Raw genomic sequence first — 17,905 nt, forward strand, 5'->3', positions numbered from 1 at the left:
CCCCCACCCCCTTCCTACCGGCGGCGCCAGCCCTCGGCGTGAGCGCGGATCGCCGGCTCGTAGGAGGGTGCGATCTCCACGCCGGGCGGCAGGTTGCCGTTCAGCTCCAGGCTGACCAGGCCGTGCACCACGCCCCACATCGCCAGCGCGATCCGCTCGCGCGGCGCGGCCACGAACAGGCCGGAGTCGACGGCCCGGCCCACGTTCTCGACCAGCGGCACGAACGTCTCGGCGGCGGCGGCCCTGGTCTGTTCGGACGGCTCGAAGTTCGGGATGACCCTGCTGAACATCACCAGGTAGAACTGCGGGTCGGCGAGCGCGCTGGCCCGGTACGCGAGCCCGAGCTGGACGATGTCCTCCACCGGGTCGTCGGTCCTGGGCAGTGCCGCGAGGCGGTCGCCGAACCTGCGGAACGCCTCCCCGTACAACGCGTCGAGCAGCGCCGGCTTGCCGCCGAACAGCGAGTACACGGCGGTGGTCGAGGTGTTGACATCCGCCGCCAGCCTGCGCAAGCTCAGAGCGCCCGGTCCTTCCGTGGACAGCAGCTCGCCGGCGCGGTCGAGCAGGCGGACGCGGAGCGCGTCGTCGTGGGTCTTCGGTCTCGGCACCGGCACATCGTATCGCAACAGTGTTATAAAACATGGTCTGGTCACCGTGGTATCAAGTTGGTACCGTCCTTGGCATGGCGATGACCCTGCGTCTGAGCGATGAGGAGAACCGGCGGCTCGACGAGCTCGCCGCGGCTGAAGGCCGGTCGAAGCAGGAGGTCGTCCGGCTGGCGCTGGCGGAGCGCTGGGCGCGGCTGCAGAAGGAGGAGCAGCTGTCCGAGGTCCTCGGGCGGGTGCTGCCGAAGTACCGGGGCCTGCTCGACCGGCTCGGCTCGGCCTGAACCCGCCTGCTGAGACACGGCCTCGTACGTCCGGCGTATGTGACTGGTCCACACGTTCGAGTGAAGGACCCGTACGTTCGAACTGCTGTTCGATAGTCTGTGTTCGTGCAGCTCAATCGACGTAGCGGGATCGAGTACCTCGTTCACCGGTGTGAACGCGCACGCCGACCACCGGCACCCCGGTATGGTGCGCCGTTGAAGATCGGGCCGCGTCCGGAGTGCACCACGGTGCCCCGCGAGGTCGACAACATCCTCGCCGCCGGCTGGGCGGTCAGGCGATACAGACCTGAGGTGGTCGGTGGTGGTGCCGCAGGCATCCCGGACGCGGCGTGGCCGCGCCGAAATCCCCGCCCCTCAGGACAGGGAGCGCGTCAAGCAGTGGTCAACTACCTCGACGCCGGCGACTTGCTCGTGCTGGCGACCGCCGTCACCGGCGGGGATCTGGTCGTGCGCGACTTAGGTCTCCTCGACTCCGCAGCGCACCGGCCACGGGCCACGGTGCTCGGGGTCGAGGCATACGACTCGCTCTGGCTGAAAGCCTCGGCCCTGCTCGACTCCATCGTGCGCACCCGGCCGCTGGCCGAGGGCAACTGGAGGTTGGGCTGGGTCGCGGCCGTGACGCTGTGCGACATCAACGGCTGGTGGATCGACGCGGCCGAAGACGAAGCGCTCGACCTGGTCAGAGCCCTGGGCCGGGAGCAGATCGACGTGGCCGGCATGGCCGCCCACCTGGAGGCCTGGGGCATACCCAAGGACGACTGACGCCCATCCGGAGCTTGCTCGACCGAGCACATCGTCGGTCGGGCACAGCGTGTTCCGGCGTGCTCGGACAACGCCGGATCGGGCTCCGCGAACCGACCCGCGGCGAGCCTGCCACCGGCTCCGGCCCACCGGAACGCGAGCCGGTAGGCCGAACCGGGTTGACCTGGAGTGCACTCCAGCTCCTACCGTCGTGGGGTGACTTACTCGATCGCCCAGGCGGCTGAGCGCAGTGGGTTGTCCATCGACACGCTGCGCTACTACGAACGGATCGGGCTGGTCGACCCGCCTGCCCGGGACTCCGGAGGACGACGCAGCTACAGCGATGACGACCTGAGCTGGCTCGTCTTCCTCACCCGGCTGCGCACCACCGGGATGCCGATCCGCATGATGCGCGAGTACGCGCAGCTCCGGCACCACGGCGCGGCGACGGCGGGCAGGCGCAAGCAGATGTTGTTCGAGCACCGGGCGTCGGTGCGCGAGCGGATCGCCGAACTCCAGTCGTGCCTCGACGTGCTGGAGTACAAGATCGCGCACTACGAGCAGATCGAGCACACGTTCGTCGAAGGGATCACCGCGTGACACTGCTGGGCACCACACTCGAAGTCGGGCCCCAGGGCCTGGGCTGCATGGGCATGAGCCAGTCCTACGGCAAGGGCGACGACGCCGAGTCGATCGCCACCGTCCACCGGGCGCTGGAACTCGGCGTGACGCTGCTCGACACCGCCGACGTGTACGGGGCGGGGGCGAACGAGGAGCTGGTGGGCCGCGCCGTCGCCGACCGCCGCGACCGGGTCGTGCTGGCCACGAAGTTCGCCCTCGGCGACCCGGAACGCCGTCCGCGCGGTGACGCCGAGTACGTGAAGCGGGCCTGCGAGGCGTCGCTGCGCCGGCTCGGCGTCGACCACATCGACCTGTACTACCAGCACCGGGTCGACCCGACCGTGCCGATCGAGGAGACCGTCGGGGCCATGGCGGACCTCGTGCGCGACGGCAAGGTCCGCTACCTGGGGCTGTCCGAGGCCGGTGCGGAGTCGATCCGCCGGGCGCACGCCGTGCACCCGATCACCGCGTTGCAGAGCGAGTGGTCGCTGTGGACGCGGGACATCGAGGACACCATCGCGCCCACCTGCGCGGAGCTGGGCATCGGCATCGTGCCGTTCTCACCGCTGGGTCGCGGGTTCCTCACCGGCCGGGTGACGTCGACCGCCGAACTGGGGGAGGACGACACCCGTCGGAACATGCCCCGGTTCGCCGACGAGAACTTCGCGCGCAACCTCGCGATCGTCGAAGCGCTCCGGGCGCTGGCCGCCGAACGGGGCGTCACCGCCGGTCAGCTCGCGCTGGCCTGGGTGCACCACCGGGGCGAGCACGTCGTGCCGATCCCCGGCACCAAGCGGGTGAAGTACCTGGAGGAGAACGTCGCCGCCGCGAGCCTGGAGCTGTCCGCCGACGACCTGCGGGCGATCGAGGACGCCGCGCCGACCGCCGCCGGTGACCGGTACCCGCCGGAGATGCTGCGCCTGTCGAACAAGTAGCGGAGAACCCCCGGTCCGCCAGGAGCTGATCAGCCAGTGGCGGTTCCTGGGCAGAACCCACGACGAGTCGAGAAGGCTCCGGTCCTGTGCCCTGTGCCCTGTGTCCGGGCGCCGGAGCCTTCCGCCACGGTCATCGGACCATGATGCCGTTGCGGTGGTTGAAGTCCTTCGCCCCCTGCGCCGCCATGACCATCCCCAGCACCGCGAGGATCAGCCAGACGGGGAACGCGATGATCAGCCCGAGCACGGTCATCGCGAGGATGGCCAGCGGGAAGTTGACGATGATCAGGATGATGCCCAACGCGGTCTGCCCGGCGTAGAGGTTCCCGGCCCCCAGCCACAGGAACGACAGCAGCACCGCGATCCCCGGCGACTTGGCCGTCACCACACCCCGGATCGGCATCGGCGCGCCGTACCCGCCGTACTGCACCGGCTGCGGACCCGTCGCGTACTGCACCGGCTGCGGACCCGTCGCCGGTGGGGCGTGCGGGATGAAGACGGGCGGCTGCTGGGGCCACTGGACGGTGCCGCACACCGTGCAGCTCGTGTTGGGCGGCTGTAAGTAAGCACCACACGACCCGCACATCGGCGGGGGTCCGGCAGGGTTGGTCATCGAACGCCTCCGTCTGGTCGGCTACGCCATCACGGCTGACCATCGCGGAGGGTGAGCGCGGCGTTACGTGTCACATCAGCGTCGCGGCGACCGTCGCGCCCAACTCCCGGCACGCCTCCAGCGCCGCCTTGTCCGGCCCACCGCTCACCGACACCGGCTCCGCCACGGCACGCCACCCCAGCCCGCCGGTGATGTCCCTCAACGCCTTCACCGCACCCTCGGTGCCCTGGTTGCCGTGCACCCACGCGCCGTACGGGCGACCCCGCGTCGCGTCCAGGCACGGGTAGTAGACGGTGTCGAAGAAGTGCTTCAACGCGCCGCTGATGTACCCGATGTTGGCGGGCGTGCCGAGCAGATAACCGTCTGCTTCCAGAACGTCTGTCACCGAAGCGTTCAACGCGGGTCGGCGCACCACCTCCACGCCTTCGATCTCCGGGTCGCCGGCCCCGCTCACCACCGCCTCGAACAGCTCCTGCATCCCCGGTGACGGCGTGTGGTGGACGATCAGCAACCTCGGCACGCCGCCAGACTCCCGTGAGGCCCGCTCACGTGCAACCTCTCGGTACCCTGGGCGGCGCGGGAGCAAGAGGTCGCCTGATGCGCACCGCCCCCGGCAGGTCGCCGAGCGGTGGGCAACGTCCGGTCCTCAGGGCGCTACCGGGCACTGCGGGACGACGGCTCCGGGCGGCGGCGGAAGCCTGGGCGCGGTGCAATACGCGGGTGCAATACGCGGGTGCGGGGCGTGGGTGCGGGGCGTGGGCGCGAAGCACGACGGCGGCAACGCCCGAACCCGACAAGGCCGGGCGGAACCGAGGCGGGCCACGCGCGTCTTTGTAGGTGTACTCGGGAGGGAGACATGGACACTCGCAGCATCGCGACGATGACGCGGAACCGGCGGATCACCTGGGGTGGTGGCGTCGGGATCGGGCTGGGGCTTATCGGGTTGCCGCTGGTGTTCATCGGGGTGTGGCCGGGAGTGGACCACAGCCCGTGGGACGTCAACACAATGATCCTCGCGACCGGTGTCGCGCTGTCGACGGTGAGCTACATCTCCGGGCGGATCGCGGTCGCGGCGCTGACCGGCAATCGGGTCAGCCCGCCGACCAGGCGTCCTTGGCTGGTGGCGGGCGGGGCCCTGGCCGTCGCGGTCCTCTGCCTGCTGATCGCTATCGCGTCGTGAGCAGGTCGGAGACCTGAGTCCGCAGCGCCGCCAGGCGCTCGGACGCCCGCGCGCGTGCCGCCGCGAGGTCGTCGACCGGTTCGACGACCTCCAGGTACGCCTTCAGCTTCGGCTCGGTGCCCGAGGGCCGCACCACGACCCGCACGCCGTCGGCGGTCAGGCGCACCACGTCCGCCCGCGGCAGCAGGTCCTCGAACGCGAAGCCCTCCGGCGGATCCCGGCGCAGCTGCGCCATCAGCGCGCCGATCCGGCTCAGGTCGGTGAACCGCAGCGAGATCTGGTCGGTCAGGTGCAGGCCGTGGTCCAGCGCGAGCTGGTCCAGGGCGTCCAGCAGGGTCCGCCCGGACGCCTTCAACCCGGCCGCCAGGTCGCACGCCACGACGGCCGCCGAAATGCCGTCCTTGTCGTTCACGTACTGCGGGTCGACGCAGTTGCCCAGCGCCTCCTCGTACGCGAACACCAGGCCGTCGCCCGCGCGCACCAGCCACTTGAAGCCGGTCAACGTCTCGGCGTACCGGGCGCCGTGCGCCGCCGCGATCGACTTCAGCAGCGACGAAGACACGATCGTGGTGGCCACCAACGGATCTGGCTCGTCCACAGTGGACAGGACGAGCGACCCGAGCAGCACGCCGGTCTCGTCGCCGCGCAGCATCCGCCACGACCCGTCCCGTTCCCGCACGCCCAGTGCGCACCGGTCGGCGTCCGGGTCCAGCGCGATCGCCAGGTCGGCGTCGTCGGCGGCGGCCAGTTCCAGCAGCCGGTCGGCCGCGCCCGGCTCCTCCGGGTTCGGGAACGACACGGTCGGGAACCCCGGGTCCGGAACGGCCTGGTCGCGCACCACCCGCACGTCGGTGAAACCCGCGCGCCGCAACGCCTCCACCGCCGTCTGCCCGCCCACGCCGTGCATCGGGGTCAACGCCACGCGCAGGTCGCGGGCCGTCCCGCGGGGCAGTGACGCGACGCGCTCCAGGTACTCCTCCACCTCCGCGTCGCCGACCGGCAGGTAGTCGTCGGACAGCGGAACGGACACCGCCGCCGGCACCCGCGTGATGGCCGCCTCGATCTCCCGGTCGGCGGGCGGCACGATCTGCCCGCCACCGGCCAGGTAGAGCTTGTAGCCGTTGTCGGCGGGCGGGTTGTGCGACGCGGTGATCTGCACGCCGGCGACCGCGTCGTGCTTGCGCACCAGGAAGGCCAGCACGGGCGTGGGCAACGGCGCCGGCAGCACCCGGACCGTGAAGCCCGCGCCCGCCAGCACCGACGCGGTGGCCGTGCAGAACTCCTCCGACCCGTGCCGGGCGTCCCGCCCCACGAACACCGTGCCGACGTCACCGCGCGCCTTGAGCCAGTCGGCGAGCCCGGCGGTGGTGCGGACGACCACCGCCCGGTTCATCCCGTTCGACCCGGCCCGCACCGGACCCCGCAGGCCGGCCGTGCCGAACGTCAGCGTGCCCGCCATCCGGTCGGCCAGGTCGTCCAGGGCCGCCGGGTCACCGCCCATCGCCCGCGCCAGCACGCCCTGCAGCTCGGCGCGGTCCTCGGGTGACGGGTCGTCGGCGATCCAGCGGAACGCGGCGTCCCGCAAGGCCGGGGTCAACGTCATGCCCTGGCCACCAGTTCCCGCAGCAGCGTGCCCATCCGGTTGGCCGCGGCGGCGCCCGCCTCCAGCACCTCCTCGTGGTTCAGCGGCTCGCCGGTGATGCCCGCCGCGAGGTTGGTGACCAGCGACAGCCCGAACACCTCGGCCCCCTCCGCCCGCGCGGCGATCGCCTCCAGCACGGTCGACATGCCGACCAGGTCCGCGCCCATCGTGCGCAGCATCCGGATCTCGGCGGGCGTCTCGAAGTGCGGACCGGGCAGCCCCGCGTAGACGCCCTCCTCCAGCGACGGGTCGATCTCCCGCGCCAGCTCCCGCAGCCGCGTCGAGTACAGGTCGGTCAGGTCCACGAACCGCGCGCCGACCAGCGGCGACAGCGAGGTCAGGTTCAGGTGGTCGCTGATCAGCACCGGCTGGCCGACGGACATGCCCTGCCGCAGACCACCGGCCGCGTTGGTGAGCACCACCGTCCGCGCCCCGGCGGCCACGGCCGTCCGCACCCCGTGCACGACCTTCGGCACGCCCTTGCCCTCGTAGCCGTGCGTGCGGCCGAGCATCACCAGGGCGTTCTTGTCGCCGACCGGCACGGATCGCACGGTTCCGCCGTGGCCGAACGCGGTGGGGGCGGCGAACCCCGGCAGGTCTCCCATGGCCACCTCGGCGGCGGGTTCGCCGATGATGTCGGCGGCGGGTCGCCAGCCCGACCCGAGCACCACGGCGATGTCATGCCGTTCGATCCCCGTCCGCTCGGCGAGAACGGCGGCGGCCTGCGCCTCCAGGGCGTTGTCTTCACTGATGGCGGTCACGGCGCGAGCCTAATGGCCGAACCCGCCTGTTGCCCGCACTGCTGCGGTCGCGATCCGCGACGAGTCGTGAACGGGTGCTCGTCGCCGGGCACCACCACGTCGTGCGAAGCCGCGTCACCCGACCACGGTGAACGTGTTGGCGATGGTGTTGAAAAGCTTGTTGCGGCCCATCTCCTCCTGCTCGGTCGGGAACACCACCTCCACCACCCACAGGTCCGCCCCGCGCGGCAGCACCCGGGAGTACCGCGACCGCCGCAGGTCGGGGCCCGCGCTGTCGGACGGGCGTCCCAGCGAAGTCGCCTTCTCCACGGTCCGGTAGCTGAACTGCACCGGCGGTTCCGCGGCGGACGGGTCCAGCGGGTCGGTGACGTCGGTCGCCTCGCCGAAGTACTGGTCCTTCGGCCAGCGCGAGCGGACCAGGTCGAGGTAGTCGTCCACCGAGCCCCTCGGGTAGTAGTCGGCGAAGCGCTGCACCGTCACCTCGTAAACCCCGGTCGGCTCGACCAGGTGCACGACGGTGCTCGGCATCAGGCCCTTGTTGACCCGTTGTTCCAGGAAGCTCGTCCAGTCCGCGCCCACCTCGATGGTGAACTCCGCGCCCTGCTCCCCGTTCGCGGTGGCGGCGGAAGCGGTGGTGACGCGCAGCGGCACCTCGTCGGCGATCCCGGGCAGCGGCGGTGCGCTGACCGCCGGCGGCGGCAGCAGGGGCGCACCGGCCAGCGTCCGGGTCAGGGCGAAGCCGGCGCCGCCGCCGATGGCGAACAGCACCAGCGCCCCGACGGCGACCAGGGCGGTCGGCGACGTGCGGCGCGGGACGTCCCGGGTGCGCGCGTCGGACCGGAACGGCAGCGGGCCGGGGTCGGCGGCCAGCGGCGTGTCGGGCGGGACCGGGGTCTTCGCCACCGGGGTCTTCGCCACCGGGGGACGGGGACGCACGATCGGCACGACCGGTCGGGTGCCGGCGTCGGACGGGAACACGTCGGTGCCCGGCTCGGGGAGCAGCGGGCGGACCGCGCGCCGGACGTCGGCCAGGGACATCCGGCTGGTCGGGTCCTTGGCCATCAGACCCGCGACCACCGGCTCCAGGGCGCCGCAGACGGCCGCCGAGGGCGCCTCGCCGTGCACGACCTGGTTGATCGTCTGCATGAGGTTCGTGCCCTCGTACGGCTGCTGACCGGTCAACGCCGCGAACAGGGTCGCGCCGAGCGACCACTGGTCGGCCGCCGGGGACACCGCGCCGCCCGCCGCCACCTCGGGCGCGATGAACGCGGGCGTGCCCAGGGCGATGCCCCGACCGGTGAGGGTGGCTTCGGCGACGTTGCGCGCGATGCCGAAGTCGGTCAGCTTGACCCGGCCGTCGTCCGCGACCAGCACGTTGCCCGGCTTCACGTCCCGGTGCGTGATGCCGGCCCGGTGGGCGGCCTCCAAGGCGGCGGCCACGGCGTCCGCGACCACCGCGCCCTGCTCGGCGGTCAGCGGGCCGCGTTGGCGCACGAGGTCGGCCAGGGAGGCGGACGGCACGAGTTCCATCACCACGTACGGGTCGCCGTCGACCTGCGCCACGTCGTAGAGGGTGACCACGTTCGGGTGAGTCAGCTGGGCGACCGATCGGGCCTCGCGGAGGGTGCGCTCCCGCAGCAGGTCGGCCTCGACGTCGGGCATGCCCGGTGGGACGAGCACCTCCTTGACCGCCACGTCGCGGCGCAGCACCTCGTCGTGCGCGGCCCACACGGTGCCCATCGACCCGCGGCCCAGGACGTGGCGCAGGCGGTAGCGGCCCGCGATCAGGCGCTCGGTCTCCACCGCGGCATTGTCCACCAGCGTGGAACACTGGCTGCATCGTTCACGGCGGTGAAACTCACATAGCCGTCGTACTACTAGTGGGTAACACTGCGGAGCATGATGGAGCCGACTGGCGAACTGGCGCTGGCCGCCGAATTCCCCACGCCCGACCGGGAGCAGTGGCTGGAACTGGTCCAGGGCGTGCTCCGCAAGTCCGGCGCGGACTTCGGATCGCTGGTGACCACCACCTACGACGGCATCCGCGTCGAACCGCTCTACACCGCGGCCGACGTCGCCCCACCGAGTGGTTTCCCGGGTCTGCCGCCGTTCACCAGGGGCGGCCGGCCGCAGGGCACCGCGGACGGCTGGGACGTCCGCCAGCAGCACGTCGTCGCCGACCGCGACACGGTGGTGGCGGACCTGGAGAACGGCGTCACCTCGCTGTGGCTGAAGAACATCCCGGCGCAACGGCTCGACGACGTGCTGGCCGACGTCTACCTGGACCTCGCGCCGGTCGTGGTCGACGCGGGCGCGGACTTCCGGGCCGTCGGGCTGGAGATGCTGCGGATCTGGGATCAGCGGCCGGTGCCGGCCGCCGAGGTCCGCGGCAACGTGGGGGCCGACCCGCTGGGCGTGCGGGCGCGGACCGGCGCCGACGCGGACTTCCCGGCGCTCGCGGAACTCGTGGGGAAGGCTCGGCGGTTCCCCGAGCTGCGGGTGGTCGTGGTGGACGGGCTGCCGTTCCACGAGGCCGGCGGGTCCGACGCGCAGGAGCTCGGCGCGTCCCTCGCGGCGGGTGTCGCCTACCTGCGCGAACTCACCGGGCAGGGCCTGTCGGCGCAGGAAGCGGTGCGGCTGCTGGAGTTCCGCTATGCGGCGACCGCCGACCAGTTCCTCACCATCGCCAAGTTCCGTGCCGCCCGGCGGTTGTGGGCGCGGGTGACCGAGGTCGCGAGTGCCCCGAGCCCGCAGGTGCAGCACGCCGTGACGTCGCCCGCGATGATGACCCGCCGCGACCCGTGGGTGAACATGCTGCGGACCACGCTGGCGTGCTTCGGCGCGGGGCTGGGCGGGGCGGACGCGGTGACCGTGCTGCCGTTCGACCACGCGATCGGCCTGCCGGACGACTTCTCCCGCCGGATCGCCCGCAACACGCAAGCGTTGCTGCTGGAGGAGTCGAGGCTGGCGGGCGTGATCGACCCGGCGGGCGGCTCCTGGTACGTGGAGCGGCTCACCGACGACCTGTCGCACGCCGCTTGGGCGTGGTTCCAGGAGATCGAGGCGGCGGGCGGGCTGCCGCGGGCGTTCGACCTGGTGGCGGACCGGATCGCGGCCACGTGGCAGCAGCGCGCCGCGAACCTCGCGGACCGCACCGACGCCATCACCGGCGTGAGCGAGTTCCCGAACCTCGGCGAGCCTGCCGTGGTGCGGGAACCCGCGCCCGAGGAACCTTCGGGCGGGCTGCCGCGCATCCGCTACGCGCAGGCGTTCGAGGCGTTGCGGGACGCGGCGGATGCCGCCGCCGAACGCCCCAAGGTCTTCCTGGCCACGCTCGGACCGGTTTCGGCGCACACCGCGCGCGCCACGTTCGCCGCGAACCTGTTCCAGGCAGGCGGGGTCGAGACGCCGCACGCGGGCGCGACCAAGACCGTGGACGACGTCGTGCGGGCATACCGGGAGAGCGGAGCGCGGATCGCGTGCCTGTGCGGCAGCGAGAGCGGTTACGCCGAGCTGGCCGTGCCGGTCGCGGAGGCGTTGAGGGAAGCGGGTGCGGAGCGCATCCTGTTGGCGGGCAGGAAGTCCGATGCCCGGATCGACGAGTACGTGTTCGTCGGGTGCGCGGCGTTGGCCGTCCTCGAAGACACCTTCGACTTCCTCGGAGTGCAGCGATGATCCCGAACTTCGCCGAAATCGACCTCGGTGAGCCGACCGCCGGCACCGCCGCGCAGTGGCAGGAAGCGCTGCACGAGACCACCGGCAAGGGCGCGGACGCGCTAATGTGGGAGACGCCGGAAGGCATCGGCGTCAAGCCGGTCTACACCGCGGCCGACACCGAGGGCCTGGACTTCCTCGGCACGTACCCCGGCATCGCGCCGTTCCTGCGCGGCCCGTACCCGACTATGTACGTCAACCAGCCGTGGACCATCCGGCAGTACGCGGGGTTCTCCACCGCCGAGGAGTCGAACGCCTTCTACCGCCGCAACCTCGCGGCCGGGCAGAAGGGCCTGTCGGTGGCGTTCGACCTGGCGACGCACCGGGGCTACGACTCCGACCACCCGCGCGTGGCGGGCGACGTCGGCATGGCGGGCGTGGCGATCGACTCGATCTACGACATGCGCCAGTTGTTCGACGGGATCCCGCTGGACAAGATGTCGGTGTCCATGACGATGAACGGCGCCGTGCTGCCGATCCTGGCGCTGTACGTCGTGGCGGCGGAAGAACAGGGCGTCGCGCCGGAACTGCTCGCGGGGACGATCCAGAACGACATCCTCAAGGAGTTCATGGTCCGCAACACCTACATCTACCCGCCGCGCCCGTCGATGCGGATCATCTCGGACATCTTCTCGTTCACCTCGCAGCGGATGCTGAAGTTCAACTCCATCTCGATCTCCGGCTACCACATGCAGGAAGCGGGCGCGACGGCCGACCTGGAGCTGGCCTACACGCTGGCGGACGGCGTCGAGTACCTGCGGGCGGGCCGGGACGCGGGGCTGGACATCGACGCGTTCGCGCCGCGCCTGTCGTTCTTCTGGGCCGTCGGCATGAACTTCTTCATGGAAGTGGCCAAGCTGCGCGCCGCGCGGCTGCTGTGGGCCAAGCTGGTGAAGGGCTTCGACCCGAAGTCGCCGAAGTCGCTGTCGCTGCGCACGCACTGCCAGACGTCGGGCTGGTCGCTCACCGCGCAGGACGTGTTCAACAACGTGACCCGCACGTGCGTGGAGGCGATGGCCGCCACGCAGGGCCACACGCAGTCGTTGCACACCAACGCCTTGGACGAGGCGCTGGCGCTGCCGACCGACTTCTCGGCGCGCATCGCGCGCAACACGCAGCTGTTGTTGCAGCAGGAATCCGGCACCACGCGGGTGATCGACCCGTGGGGCGGCAGCGCGTTCGTCGAACGCCTGACGCACGACCTGGCGCACCGCGCGTGGGCGCACATCACGGAGGTCGAAGCCGCCGGCGGGATGGCGCAGGCGATCGACGCGGGCATCCCCAAGCTTCGGATCGAAGAGGCCGCCGCGCGGACGCAGGCCCGGATCGACTCCGGGCGGCAGCCGGTGATCGGCGTGAACAAGTACCAGGTGGAGTTCGACGAGCAGATCGACGTGCTCAAGGTGGACAACGCCGGGGTGCGTGCGCAGCAGCTGGCGAAGCTCGCCAGGTTGCGGGAGGAGCGCGACCAGTCCGCTGTGGACAGTGCGCTGGCGGCGTTGACGCGGGCGGCCGGCGCGGAGGGGAACCTGCTGGAGCTGGCGATCAGCGCGGCGCGGGCGAAGGCCACGGTGGGCGAGATCTCCGAGGCGCTGGGGAAGGTGTGGGGGCGGCACTCGGCGCAGATCCGCACCATCACGGGTGTGTACCGCGAGGAGGTCGGATCGGTGTCCAACGTGGACGCTACCCGCGAGGTCGTGGAGGCGTTCGCGGAGAACGAGGGTCGTCGGCCGCGGATCCTGGTCGCCAAGATGGGGCAGGACGGGCACGACCGGGGGCAGAAGGTGATCGCCACCGCGTTCGCCGATCTCGGCTTCGACGTGGACGTCGGCCCGTTGTTCCAGACGCCGGACGAGGTCGCGCGCCAGGCCGTGGAGGCGGACGTGCACATCGTCGGTGTGTCGTCGCTGGCCGCCGGGCACCTGACGCTGGTGCCGGCGTTGCGGGCGGCGCTGGCGGAGTCGGGGCGCGAGGACATCATGATCGTGGTGGGCGGTGTCATCCCGCCGCAGGACTTCGAGGCGCTGCGCGCGGCGGGGGCGGCGGCGATCTTCCCGCCGGGGACGGTCATCGCGGATGCGGCGGGGGACCTGCTGCGGAAGCTGGCGGCGCAGTTGGGGCATGGCGAGCTGCGGCAGGGCGGGTCGGAGCAGACCGGGTTGGAGCGGACCGGGTCGGGACAGACCGGGTTGGAGCAGACCGGGTTGGGGCAGGGCGAAGCGAGGCAGGGCGAGTCGGGGCGTGGCGAGCCGGGGCATGGCTAGGGCGATCGACGTCGGCGAGTACGCGAAGGGCGTGCTCGCCGGGAACCGGAGCACGCTGGCGCGCGCCATCACCCTGGTCGAGTCGACCCGCGCGGACCACCGGGCGCTGGCGCAGGAGCTGCTGGTCGAGCTGCTGCCGCACTCGGGCGGGGCGCACCGGATCGGCGTCACGGGGGTGCCGGGGGTCGGCAAGTCGACGTTCATCGACGCGTTCGGCTCGATGCTGACCGGGCAGGGGCACCGGGTGGCGGTGCTGGCGGTGGACCCGTCGTCGACGCGCACCGGGGGGTCGATCCTGGGCGACAAGACCCGGATGGCCCGCCTCGCGGTCGACCCGGCCGCGTTCATCCGGCCCTCCCCGACGTCCGGGACGCTCGGCGGGGTGGCCAAGGCGACGCGCGAGTCGATCCTGCTGGCGGAGGCGGCCGGCTACGACGTGGTGCTGGTCGAGACGGTCGGCGTGGGGCAGTCCGAGGTCGCGGTGGCGAACATGACGGATTGTTCGCTCTTTCTGGCGCTCGCGCGCACCGGAGATCAACTCCAGGGCATCAAGAAGGGCGTGCTCGAACTGGCGGACGTGATCGCGGTGAACAAGGCCGACGGTCCGCACGAGCAGGACGCCCGCAAGGCGGCGCGGGAGCTGGCGGGCGCGCTGCGGTTGCTGCGCCCGCCGGACGCGGTGTGGCACCCGCCGGTGCTGACGTGCAGCGGGTTGACCGGCGTCGGGCTGGAGACCGTCTGGCAGCAGGTAGTCGAGCATCAGACGGCATTGCGGGAGGTCGGCGAGCTGGCCGAACGGCGGCGGCGCCAGCAGGTCGACTGGACCTGGGCGATGGTCAACGATCAGCTGCTCAACAGTCTGCGCACCGACAATTCGGTCCGCGCAGTGGTGCCTGAACTGGAACGACAGGTGCGGGACGGCGAGCTGACCGCCACGTTGGCGGCCGAGCGGATCCTGGCCGCGTTCACCCGTCGTGAATCCGACGCCGGTTTGGGTGACCACTGACAGTGGTATCCGGAGGTGGCGATGACTAGTCTTGGTGACCATGTGGCGATCTGTGCTCGCGGTGTGCCTCTTCGTGTTGGCCGGCGCGTTTACCGTGACCGGAGTGGCGAACGCCACTCCTCCCGTGCACACCGACCACGTCGTCGCCGCGCAGCCGACTGAATCGGTCTCACCTGGGCCGGACGTCCAAGCGCCGCAGGAGACCCAACCGGGTGTCAACGCCGAGACCAAGAAAAAGTTGTGGCTCGGCGGTATCGCGTTGCTGCTCTTCGCCCTCGTTTACTGGCGTAACAAGAAGCGGTGGGACAAGTGGCGCAAGGCCAGGAAAGCCGGCTGAGGGGTCGTGGGGGCGGCCAGGGTCGTGGGGGCGACCTGAATCTCAGTACGTGAGATTCTGCGGTCGTTATATGGTCCTCCTGTAAGGCTCCTGTTCGGTCTTGATCGGTCTGACCGAAACTCGCGCACCGCTCGGCGCAGCCGCGCGACCGGCCGGCGGTTGATCAATGAGAGCGCCGACAGGGCCGGCAGGGCTTGATGCAGGATGGACGCAAATGGGTACCGACTTCCAGATGAGGACGCGCTCGGCCGTCGAGCGGTACTCGAATGCGCTGGTAGGGCTCTCGCACAGCATCCACGCGGAACCCGAGGTGGCGTTCGCGGAACACCGCAGCGCGGCCAAGGTGGCCGATCTGCTGGCCGCCGAGGGCTTCGAGGTGGAGCGCGGGGTCGCGGACCTGGAGACGGCGTTCACCGCGTCTTACGGCTCCGGGGACCTCGTGCTCGGCCTGTGCGCGGAGTACGACGCACTGCCCGAAGTAGGACACGCTTGCGGACACAACGTCATTGCCGCCGCTTCGACCGGCGCGGCGCTCGCGCTGCGTGACGTGGCCGACGAACTGGGCCTCACCGTCCGGGTCATCGGCACACCGGCCGAAGAAGTCGGTGGCGGCAAGGTCATCATGCTCGAACACGGGGTATTCGACGACGTGTCGTTGTCGATGATGGTGCACCCGGCGCCGTACGAGGCGATCGCAGCGCGTTCGCTGGCGATCACCGACGTCGAGGTGCACTACACCGGCAAGCCCTCGCACGCCGCCGCCGCGCCGCACCTGGGTGTGAACGCGGCGGATGCCATCACAGTCGCCCAGGTCGCGATCGGCCTGGCGCGGCAGCACCTGGAGCCCGGCCAGATGGTCAGCGGCATCGTCACCCGCGGCGGCACCGTGCCGAACGTGGTGCCCGCCCGCACGGTGGCGATGTTCGACATGCGTGCCGAGAACCTGGAGTCGCTGAGCCGGCTGGAGGAGCGGATCAACCGCTGCTTCTCGGCCGGCGCACTGGCCACCGGCTGCACGCACGAGGTCCTCAAGGTCTCGCCCGTCTACGCCGAGCTCACCCCGGACCGGTGGTTGGCCGACGCCTACCGGCGTGCCGCCACCGACCTGGGGCGTGAGCCGTTGAGCCCTGCGCAGGAGCGGGCTCATCGGATCGGCAGCACCGACATGGGCAACGTCACCCGTGCGCTGCCTGCCATCCACCCGACCATCGCCATCGACTGCGGAGACGCGGTGAATCACCAAATTGAATTCGCGACAGCCTGTGCGTCGGCATCCGCCGACCGGGCCGTGCTCGACGGAGCACTAGCCCTTGCCTGGACGACCATCGCCGCCGCCTGCGACGACTCGCAGCGCGCCCGGCTGGTGGGTGGTGCGGCATGACGGTCCTCGACTCGCGACCGGAATTGCCGAGGGAGGAGGATCCCGAGGTGCTGTTGACCGAACGTGGGGTCAGCATTGCCCCTGTGGATGATCTCGGAGAGGGGCGCGGCCCCTCCTGGTTGGACGACTGGCTGGCCGCCAACGCATCAGAGGTGGTCGCCTGGCGTCGTCACATCCACGCCCATCCGGAACTGTCCCGAAAGGAGTTCGCGACCACGGAGTTGATCGCCGGGCTGTTGAGATCCGTGGGCCTGAAGCCCCGGGTGCTGCCCGGTGGGTCCGGCCTGGTGTGCGATGTCGGCAGTGGACCGCGGTGCGTGGCGCTGCGGGCGGACATCGACGCCCTGCCGTTGAGCGAGAACACCGGGGCGTCCTACGCGTCCACTGTGGATGGCGTCTCGCACGCTTGTGGCCACGACGCGCACGCGACCGTGCTGCTGGGGGCGGCCTTGGCGCTGGCCTCGGCGACGGAGCTGCCCGGTCGGGTGCGGCTGATCTTCCAGCCGGCCGAGGAGGTCATGCCCGGTGGGGCGCTGGACGTCCTGGCGGCGGGCGGGTTGGACGGGGTGGAGCGGATCTTCGGGCTCCACTGCGACCCCCGGTTGCGGGTGGGGCGGATCGGGACGCGGATCGGGGCCATCACCTCGGCCAGCGACCTGCTGGAACTGCGCCTGACCTCGCCCGGCGGCCACACGTCCCGGCCGCACCTGACGGCCGACCTGGTGAACGCGCTGGGGACGGTGATCACCGGGTTGCCGGCGCTGCTGTCGCGGCGGGTGGACCCGCGGGCGGGGACCGTGCTCGTGTGGGGTGCCGTGCACGCCGGGGAAGCTGCCAACGCGGTGCCGCAGGACGGGGTGCTGCGGGGGACGCTGCGCACCGGGGACCGGAACATCTGGGCCGAGCTGGAGCCGTTGATCAAGGAGTTGACGGCGGCCTTGCTGGCTCCCACCGGGGTCGGCTTCGACCTGCACCACCGGCGCGGGGTTCCGCCCGTGATCAACGATCGTGAGAGCACGATGTTGTTGCGGGCCGGGATCGAGGCCGCGCTGGGGGAGGACTCGCTGGCGGGGACCGAGCAGTCTTCCGGGGGTGAGGACTTCGGCTGGTACTTGGAGCACGTGCCGGGGTCGTTCGCCCGGTTGGGTGTCTGGGACGGGGTGGAGAAGCAGCGGGACCTGCACCAGCCCGGGTTCGACCTGGACGAGCGGGCGTTGCTGGTCGGTGTGCGGGTGATGGTGCACGCGGCGTTGGCTTCGTTGGCTTGAGCGTTGCGCGTTGCGCGTTGAGCGTTGAGCGTTGAGCGCTAGGCGTTGGGTGTTGGGGCGTTGAGCGTGGGGCTTGAGTTGGGGCCTGGGCTCGGTGCTTGGAATTGGGGTCTGGGGCTTTGAGGCTCTGGGTTCTGGGGGCAGTTTTTGGGGGCTGGGGGTTCTGATTTGGAGCTTTGGGCTTGACTGGGGGTTGGGTCCGGAGCTTTGAATCCCGTTGTTCGGTTGAGAGTTCTGAGCTCGGGCCGGGTCCGGTGGAATGGAATGGGCTCGACTCGACTGGGGTGTTTTGGCTCGGGATTTTCGGCTCGGGGTTCTTGGCTTCGTGACCCGGTCTCGTTTTGTGATCAGGTCTCGGGTTTGTGGCGTGACCTCGGTTTGCAGCGGACCCTGGTTTGCAGCGTGGCCCTGTTTGTGAGGTGGTCTCGTTGTGTGAGGGCTGCGGTTGTGAGGTGGCTGAGGTTTGCGGTCCGGTTCTAGCCTGAGACGGGTCTCAGCTTTGTGCGCGGTTTGTCGTACCTCTGTGGTTGGGTATGTGTCGGGGGCGTTCTGA

16 protein-coding genes and 1 pseudogene are annotated in these 17,905 nt (G+C 71.0%); 11 read left to right on the forward strand and 6 right to left on the reverse strand.

What is annotated here, in order from left to right; translation table 11 throughout:
* Window positions 1-14: 14 nt before the first annotated feature.
* Window positions 15-608 (reverse strand): TetR/AcrR family transcriptional regulator, encoded by a 594-nt coding sequence (locus FHS29_RS08115; RefSeq protein WP_184689678.1) that lies wholly within the window; start codon window positions 606-608, stop codon window positions 15-17.
* A gap of 74 nt (window positions 609-682) precedes the next feature.
* On the opposite strand from FHS29_RS08115, the gene FHS29_RS08120 reads away from it, so the two are divergent.
* The 4 genes from FHS29_RS08120 (at window position 683) to FHS29_RS08135 (ending at window position 3,186) form a co-directional block, all read left to right on the forward strand.
* Entirely contained in the window at window positions 683-889 is a 207-nt protein-coding gene (locus FHS29_RS08120) for a type II toxin-antitoxin system VapB family antitoxin (protein ID WP_015105038.1), read from the forward strand.
* 378 nt (window positions 890-1,267) lie between these two features.
* Window positions 1,268-1,651, forward strand: coding sequence for a type II toxin-antitoxin system death-on-curing family toxin (locus tag FHS29_RS08125; protein WP_184689679.1), 384 nt, complete (start codon window positions 1,268-1,270; stop codon window positions 1,649-1,651).
* A gap of 195 nt (window positions 1,652-1,846) precedes the next feature.
* Entirely contained in the window at window positions 1,847-2,230 is a 384-nt protein-coding gene (locus FHS29_RS08130; protein WP_184689681.1) for a MerR family transcriptional regulator, read from the forward strand.
* A 47-nt stretch (window positions 2,231-2,277) separates the two neighbouring features.
* Window positions 2,278-3,186, forward strand: coding sequence for an aldo/keto reductase (locus FHS29_RS08135; protein ID WP_184690087.1), 909 nt, complete (start codon window positions 2,278-2,280; stop codon window positions 3,184-3,186).
* Between the two features lie 130 nt (window positions 3,187-3,316).
* Here the strand turns inward: FHS29_RS08135 and FHS29_RS08140 are convergent, their stop codons facing one another.
* Both FHS29_RS08140 and FHS29_RS08145 read right to left on the reverse strand, forming a co-directional pair.
* A complete protein-coding gene (locus FHS29_RS08140) occupies window positions 3,317-3,721 on the reverse strand; it encodes a TM2 domain-containing protein (RefSeq protein ID WP_184689683.1) in 405 nt (134 codons plus the stop codon).
* A 148-nt stretch (window positions 3,722-3,869) separates the two neighbouring features.
* Complete coding sequence (locus FHS29_RS08145; RefSeq protein ID WP_184689684.1) at window positions 3,870-4,319, reverse strand: flavodoxin family protein; 450 nt, start codon at window positions 4,317-4,319, stop codon at window positions 3,870-3,872.
* Between the two features lie 336 nt (window positions 4,320-4,655).
* On the opposite strand from FHS29_RS08145, the gene FHS29_RS08150 reads away from it, so the two are divergent.
* Complete coding sequence (locus FHS29_RS08150; RefSeq protein WP_184689686.1) at window positions 4,656-4,979, forward strand: hypothetical protein; 324 nt, start codon at window positions 4,656-4,658, stop codon at window positions 4,977-4,979.
* Here the strand turns inward: FHS29_RS08150 and FHS29_RS08155 are convergent.
* From FHS29_RS08155 to FHS29_RS08165, 3 genes are all read right to left on the reverse strand, one after another.
* The gene (locus FHS29_RS08155; RefSeq protein ID WP_184689688.1) at window positions 4,966-6,582 is read right to left on the reverse strand and encodes a phospho-sugar mutase; all 1,617 of its coding nucleotides are present in this window, start codon (window positions 6,580-6,582) and stop codon (window positions 4,966-4,968) included. The genes FHS29_RS08150 and FHS29_RS08155 overlap by 14 nt on opposite strands.
* Window positions 6,579-7,382, reverse strand: coding sequence for a purine-nucleoside phosphorylase (locus tag FHS29_RS08160; protein ID WP_376774394.1), 804 nt, complete (start codon window positions 7,380-7,382; stop codon window positions 6,579-6,581). Before FHS29_RS08160 ends, FHS29_RS08155 begins: the two co-directional genes overlap by 4 nt.
* A gap of 114 nt (window positions 7,383-7,496) precedes the next feature.
* Complete coding sequence (locus FHS29_RS08165) at window positions 7,497-9,185, reverse strand: serine/threonine-protein kinase (RefSeq protein WP_184689690.1); 1,689 nt, start codon at window positions 9,183-9,185, stop codon at window positions 7,497-7,499.
* 99 nt (window positions 9,186-9,284) lie between these two features.
* Here FHS29_RS08165 and FHS29_RS08170 point away from each other — a divergent pair, with 99 nt between their 5' ends.
* The 6 genes and pseudogenes from FHS29_RS08170 (at window position 9,285) to FHS29_RS08195 (ending at window position 17,352) form a co-directional block, all read left to right on the forward strand.
* Window positions 9,285-11,057, forward strand: coding sequence for a methylmalonyl-CoA mutase family protein (locus FHS29_RS08170; protein WP_184690091.1), 1,773 nt, complete (start codon window positions 9,285-9,287; stop codon window positions 11,055-11,057).
* Window positions 11,054-13,210, forward strand: a pseudogene (gene scpA / locus FHS29_RS08175) (methylmalonyl-CoA mutase); the annotation flags it as partial. The gene FHS29_RS08170 and the pseudogene scpA, both read left to right, overlap by 4 nt.
* Before the next feature lie 142 nt (window positions 13,211-13,352).
* Window positions 13,353-14,366 carry a methylmalonyl Co-A mutase-associated GTPase MeaB gene (meaB, locus tag FHS29_RS08180; RefSeq protein ID WP_184689692.1) on the forward strand — a complete coding sequence of 338 codons (1,014 nt, stop codon included), beginning with the start codon at window positions 13,353-13,355 and terminating at the stop codon, window positions 14,364-14,366.
* A gap of 103 nt (window positions 14,367-14,469) precedes the next feature.
* Entirely contained in the window at window positions 14,470-14,703 is a 234-nt protein-coding gene (locus FHS29_RS08185; RefSeq protein ID WP_184689694.1) for a hypothetical protein, read from the forward strand.
* A gap of 214 nt (window positions 14,704-14,917) precedes the next feature.
* Window positions 14,918-16,084, forward strand: coding sequence for a M20 family metallopeptidase (locus FHS29_RS08190; RefSeq protein ID WP_184689696.1), 1,167 nt, complete (start codon window positions 14,918-14,920; stop codon window positions 16,082-16,084).
* Window positions 16,081-17,352: an amidohydrolase gene (locus FHS29_RS08195; RefSeq protein WP_184689698.1), complete on the forward strand. Its 1,272-nt coding sequence runs from the start codon at window positions 16,081-16,083 to the stop codon at window positions 17,350-17,352. Before FHS29_RS08190 ends, FHS29_RS08195 begins: the two co-directional genes overlap by 4 nt.
* Window positions 17,353-17,905 lie beyond the last annotated feature (553 nt).

The organism is Saccharothrix tamanrassetensis (assembly GCF_014203665.1).
GTDB classification, from domain to species: Bacteria; Actinomycetota; Actinomycetes; order Mycobacteriales; family Pseudonocardiaceae; genus Actinosynnema; species Actinosynnema tamanrassetense.